The organism is Paenalicyclobacillus macrosporangiidus (assembly GCF_900116805.1).
Classification (GTDB): Bacteria; Bacillota; Bacilli; order Alicyclobacillales; family Alicyclobacillaceae; genus Alicyclobacillus_H; species Alicyclobacillus_H macrosporangiidus.
Genome location: NZ_FPBV01000050.1, coordinates 1 through 5,301 on the forward strand (window position 1 = coordinate 1; position 5,301 = coordinate 5,301).

Here is a 5,301-nt window from a genome sequence, read left to right on the forward strand (position 1 = left end):
GGGGAATTCATCCCGATGATTTTGAGGAATTCAGCGCGGTGATTTTGGGGAATTCTTGTCCGCTGTTATTGGGGATTTTACATCCGATGTTGACAGACCAAACGAGGCCGGGCGATATACGCCAAGCGGAAGGTCATCGTGGAGCCTGTGTACGGCCACATCAACGCGTGCATGGGGTTTGTTCGCTTCTCCTTGCGTGGGCTGGCTAAGGTGCGAGGGGAATGGTCCTTGGTAGCGATGTGCCACAACCTCCTGAAGATATTCCGGTATGGCTGGACAAAGCTGGTCACCGTGTAACTCCGATGTGGCGGACATAGGACATACAGGACAAGAGCCGCGAACGCAGTCGGCGCCAACATTCACCATTACCACAAGACACCTAGGCTAGGAGCGTGCCCTTCGGTCGATTACTCGGACACGCTCCTAGGTGCGGTGGGGTGCAAAATGGCGGTATCTCACGCAACGGTATATCACTAAGGCCATCAGCCACGGCTGGTGGCTTTTGTATTGCCCCGGGGCGCCGGCCGCGGCTGGTGCCTTGTAATCAATTGGACAACCGCCGCTTCAAGGAGGAAGACATCATCGTAAGATGAGTCATCCGGTCCGAAGGGGGTGTAGTCCATGTATGATGGAGGACATTTCACACGTTGGGCAGTTGTGTTCTTGATTATCTTCGTGCTGTTCATCCTGCTGATTCCGCATCACGACGGTTACGCAGGTGGCGGTTACGCAGGTGGCGGTTACGCAGGTGGCGCAGGCGCTGGAGTAGGAGCATACTGAGTAACGCAACAAGGGTATTTACAAGGTACTCGCTACGGCGCGTATCTCATTGTGAGGGCATCGGCTTCGGCTGGTGCCCTGAAGTTTATGGGACAACTGCCGCTTCGAGAGAGGATGTAGCATCGTAAGATGTGTTATCCAGTCCGAAGGGGGTGTAGTCCGTGTACGATGGAGGATGTTTCGGTGGTTTCACCCGTTGGGCCATAGTGTTTCTGATTATCTTCGTGCTGTTCATCCTACTGGTTCCGTTTACCGGCGGATATGCAGGTTACTAAACAGTAAAACCTGCATGCACAATCCCCCGAACATTAAATGGACATTGGCAAGTAAGTACCGGGGAGGGGGGATACAACAATGATTACACGTGTTCATTGCATGCGGTTTATTGGACGGCCCGTCGTCATTCGCACGAGGGATGGTATGACTCACCGCGGAATTCTCCATACCGTAACAGGTGATGGAATTTACGTACGGCCGGTAGGTGGTGCAACCACTCGTCTCGCGAATGAGACAGACGTCAATACTGCAAACATTGATGTGCTGCAGAACATTCCTCAGTTGAATGATGACGTTAAAGAGACTTTTTTCCCCTTTCTGTTCTTTCCTTTTTTGGCGCTTGCGGCGCTCGGGCCATGGGGGTGGTGAAACCTTGCGCAAATTCATAGCGGGGTATGGATGAAAATCCCAAGGAAGAAATTAAGTGTGCGATAGCGAATGTTTGGGTGCATATACCCGCTGTGAGATACAGCGCACATCAATGTTTACACTTGGACAGCAGCCGCTACTCATCGGTTCATGGCTACGTAGAATGAGTCATGCAGATCATAAGGGGGTGTAGTCCGTGTACGATGGGGGAGTGTTTGGTGGATTCACACGTTGGGCAGTAGTGTTTCTGATTATCTTCGTGCTGTTCTTCCTGCTGGTTCCACATCACGTCGGATATACGACGAGCTGCACAACAACTCCTGTTGTGTACTAAGTGAATAGGATCGCGAGAAACCTCCCATTTAATGGGAGGTATCATATGTATCTTGTGAGGGCATCGGCCGTAGCCGGTGCTCATTTTATTTCATGGCCCTGCAAGGCGGTTGTGTACGACCGAACACTCCCCACAGAATCTGGTGGAGCTGCAGGGCTTTCCCCGGTTATCAGAAAAGACGGTGATGACATGAAACCATGTTGGGTTTGCGGGCAATTGGTGATTCCGAACACGCGCAAGATGCATTGCTCCCGATGCCAAGGCAGCGTCGTGACCTCGGACAAGCCCCTAAAGTGGAAGCAGGAGAAACTGTCATGCCGCGAACTGGAGCGCATGATGCAGAGCGCGAACACATACGAGCGCCGGGGCGGGCGGCTGAGGCAGCGTCGGATTGCGCGGGACTGAGTTGGGGAAAAAAGAAGGCAGCAGCACATCGCCGCTGCCTTGAAACATGGGTAAGGGGCCGCCATAGATGCGGCGGAATGAGTATATATCGGTTGCCTTGAAAGTTCATTGAAGCGGGGTATCGAAAAAAAGGCAGCAACAGCAGGACGCTGTTGCCGAGAACCGTGGGCTTTAAGCGGAAGTTCACGATTGAGAGTGGCTGAGATCCTGTGTTAGACAAGGGATTTTCGGAAATTACACGCCGCCGGTTCTGGCTACTTTACAAGCGAACGCCCAAAGCATCCAGGATTTGCTGCTGATACTCATCCGGCTTCGTGATCTGTTCAAACATCTGTCCGGCGCATTCCACCGTGTTCTGTTGCAGGGATTTCAACCGTTCCATCATCAGCCGAAAGCTTCCATACGCCGGATCGCCGCTCTCCTTCAGACCGCGCAAGGCTCGCATCATGTGCCACTGCACGTAGTACGCCATCATGCACAGAAATACGTGAGACCGAACGCGAGTCGCCAATCGGTGGAACACGGGCCGCAACTCCAACTGCATGCTTTTCATATTTCGGAAGGCCTGCTCGACCTGTTGCAGCCCCTTGTACGTTTCCACCACTTCATTCGCGGACATCTCTTCACGAGGAACCGCGGTGCGGACCACATAAATCCCATCCAACTGTGCCTCCTGCTCAATCCGGGCCTCGTCCCGCCGGTAGCGAAATATCCCGTCCGAGATCTCCAGGATGAAATGCTTGGCCATTTTGTATTTGTCAATCACCTTCCCAGCCGCCAACCCAATTCGGTCTGCGGACACCAGTGTTCCCGCCTCGACACGGGCGCGGATCTTCTCCAGTTCCCGCTCAGTCGCTTGCAACAAGTCCTCCCGGTTTCGCCGCCGCTCCTCCGTCATCAAGGGGTTCCGACACACCACCAGGCGTTCGCCCGGAAAGCTGGGATGTTCGATTTCCGCTAAATCACGCTCATCAAACAACGACAACTGGAACGCCTCGTCGGCGTACAGACGCTGAATGTCGCTGGCGCGCAGGGCCGTGATCCAGTCATACCCCGCTTCCTTCAACTCGGAGATACGGGTCTTTGTAATCATCCCGCGATCCCCGACCAAGACCACCCGGCGCAGCCCGTACTGTTTCCGCAGGCGGGTGATCTGTTCCTTGAGCGTGGTCCCGTCGGAACAATTTCCGGGAAACACTTCAATGGCGATGGGACAACCGTCTTTGTTGGTCAGCAATCCATAGGTGAACTGCATCTTCCTGCGCTTTTTGTCCCGACTGTATCCGAACTCCGCCAAGGGGCAATGCGTGCCCTCCAGGTACGAGGAAGACAGGTCATACAGAACCAGCGCCCCTTCTTCCAAGTGGCGCTTGGCCAGTTTCTTCTCTATCGCCGGTTGCCGTTGCAGCAGGGTGTCCATCGCGTCATAGAGGTCGTTGACCGACAGCGTCTCAGGCAGGGACAACAGGGAGGGAAGGGTGGTTTGCTGCCAATAAGATCGTGTGAACCGTTTGGAGCCCGGCTCCACGAGCCGGGCGACAATCATGCCAATGACGATGGAGCGCCAAAGCTCATCGCCGCCGAGCAGTTTGTCCAATCCGATTTGCCGAACAGTGGAGAGGACGGCCCATACGGCGCCGTGAGACCGGGAAGCGGTAATCCGGAAGGCTTCGGACGCTGAGATGAACGCCTCCCCCTTCAAAGCGCGGCGAATGAGGTCGATAACATGCTCGGGGAGCGCGGACAGATTGGCGAGCGTGCGATGTTTGACCTTGCCATCCTCCCGGTAAGTCTGCCGAAGAAGGATGGAGGTGTAGGTCTTGCCCTTGTATGTACGTTTGGTGATGGCTACGTGCATGGCGTTTGACGATTTTCTCATCGTTATTGACATTCGATATCGAATTGATAATTCCTTCTCCTATACCCACAAATTTAGTGGCTACGTTTCTTACAGCAAAACCGCCTAGAGACCTTGTCCATCAAGGTCTCAAGACACATTTAGACTGTGAACTTCCGTTTAAGGGGTTAATGGGTGAGGCGAATTTAGTGTACCAAGGTTTTTTCGAAATCACATTGAAACGTGACATCCGGGCCCAGCGTGGAGAGGATAGCCGACGCGAGGTTCGTATGCCTCGCCCTCTCCACGGTGGGCCTGATAAATTATCCACATGTGATATATGGCAAATGGCTTGGTCCTAAGCGATCAAGCCTGCGTATCATGACAGCACTTCACAGGAAAGAGGTGTTGGTCCATGTACGATGGGGAGTGTTTGGTGGTTTGACTCGGTGAGCAGTCGTGCTTCTCATCATCTTCGTGCTGTTCGTCTTACTCATTCCAACCGCTGGCGGAGCAGGATATTGAATCATCGCCCTGCAGCGGTTGACTGGAGGTGAGTGCGTGATGAATTGCCCGCCGATCATATGCCCGCCCCGTTACTGTGTTCGAGATTGCTACATTCCTCGAATGGTTCCTTATGTCCATCCGATTGTGAACATCAACAGACACGTCATTGTAAATGTGCCTCGGCACTTTTACCAACCAATCACAAGGAACGTGGTTGTTGATCCAGGTTGTCCAGGCAGAGGATGCTGGTGACAGGTTGACGTGACCCAGGTCACTATGCCAATACTGCGGGAGCAGGAAGCTGCATAGTATTGAGCGTGTAAGTGCAGCCTACCTGTGCCCGCCTTTCCCTTGTGGCGCCGCCATCCGCATAGGTTGGCGGATTTTTTGTATGCGACATCTCTTGCGGGAGCAAATGAAGGTGATACGATGGCGCCGTATGAAGCAGAGTTGCGGACCTACTGCTACATGGTGCAGAGAGGAAAGCCTGCGGCGTCAATGGCGCTTCAGACCAGGTATGTCGAGCACGCCACTGGGATTGCGGCTGGCGAATATGGTCTGAGCACTTGTGCTGAACACCTTGACGAAGGCTGGGTTACCTTTTGGGTGTGCAAATACATCCACATCCTCGAGGTGATCAAAGCGCTGCCGCAGGCTCCGAAAACCGTTTTTGACCACTGGGTTCTAGGCAAACTGTACTCTTAAGCCCCGAAATTGGATTGGACAATCTCCCTAATCCATGAGACCATCCGGTCAGGAGGTTGTTCAAGTGGAGCGTCGGAAATTTACTCCA

Annotated in this window: 3 protein-coding genes and 1 pseudogene; 3 read left to right on the plus strand and 1 reads right to left on the minus strand. The window is 53.7% G+C overall.

Features of this window, described 5'->3' with window-relative positions:
* Positions 1 to 105 precede the first annotated feature (105 nt).
* Both BM357_RS20835 and BM357_RS19555 read left to right on the plus strand, forming a co-directional pair.
* A pseudogene (locus BM357_RS20835) lies at positions 106 to 297 on the plus strand (transposase); the annotation flags it as partial.
* A gap of 903 nt (positions 298 to 1,200) precedes the next feature.
* The gene (locus tag BM357_RS19555; protein WP_139234799.1) at positions 1,201 to 1,425 is read left to right on the plus strand and encodes a hypothetical protein; all 225 of its coding nucleotides are present in this window, start codon (positions 1,201 to 1,203) and stop codon (positions 1,423 to 1,425) included.
* A gap of 998 nt (positions 1,426 to 2,423) precedes the next feature.
* Here BM357_RS19555 and BM357_RS18215 read toward each other — a convergent pair.
* A complete protein-coding gene (locus BM357_RS18215) occupies positions 2,424 to 4,043 on the minus strand; it encodes an IS1634 family transposase (RefSeq protein WP_074956761.1) in 1,620 nt (539 codons plus the stop codon).
* Positions 4,044 to 4,937: 894 nt separating this feature from the next.
* On the opposite strand from BM357_RS18215, the gene BM357_RS18225 reads away from it, so the two are divergent.
* Positions 4,938 to 5,213, plus strand: a complete 276-nt coding sequence (locus BM357_RS18225; RefSeq protein WP_074956763.1) for a hypothetical protein — start codon at positions 4,938 to 4,940, stop codon at positions 5,211 to 5,213.
* Positions 5,214 to 5,301: the final 88 nt, after the last annotated feature.

What these genes read in the sequence shown, in the direction of transcription:
- BM357_RS19555 (WP_139234799.1), top strand. Translation starts at nt 1,201, where the DNA reads ATGACTCACCGCGGAATTCTCCATACCGTAACAGGTGATGGAATTTAC.
- BM357_RS18215 (WP_074956761.1), bottom strand. Translation starts at nt 4,043, where the DNA reads ATGAGAAAATCGTCAAACGCCATGCACGTAGCCATCACCAAACGTACA.
- BM357_RS18225 (WP_074956763.1), top strand. Translation starts at nt 4,938, where the DNA reads ATGGCGCCGTATGAAGCAGAGTTGCGGACCTACTGCTACATGGTGCAG.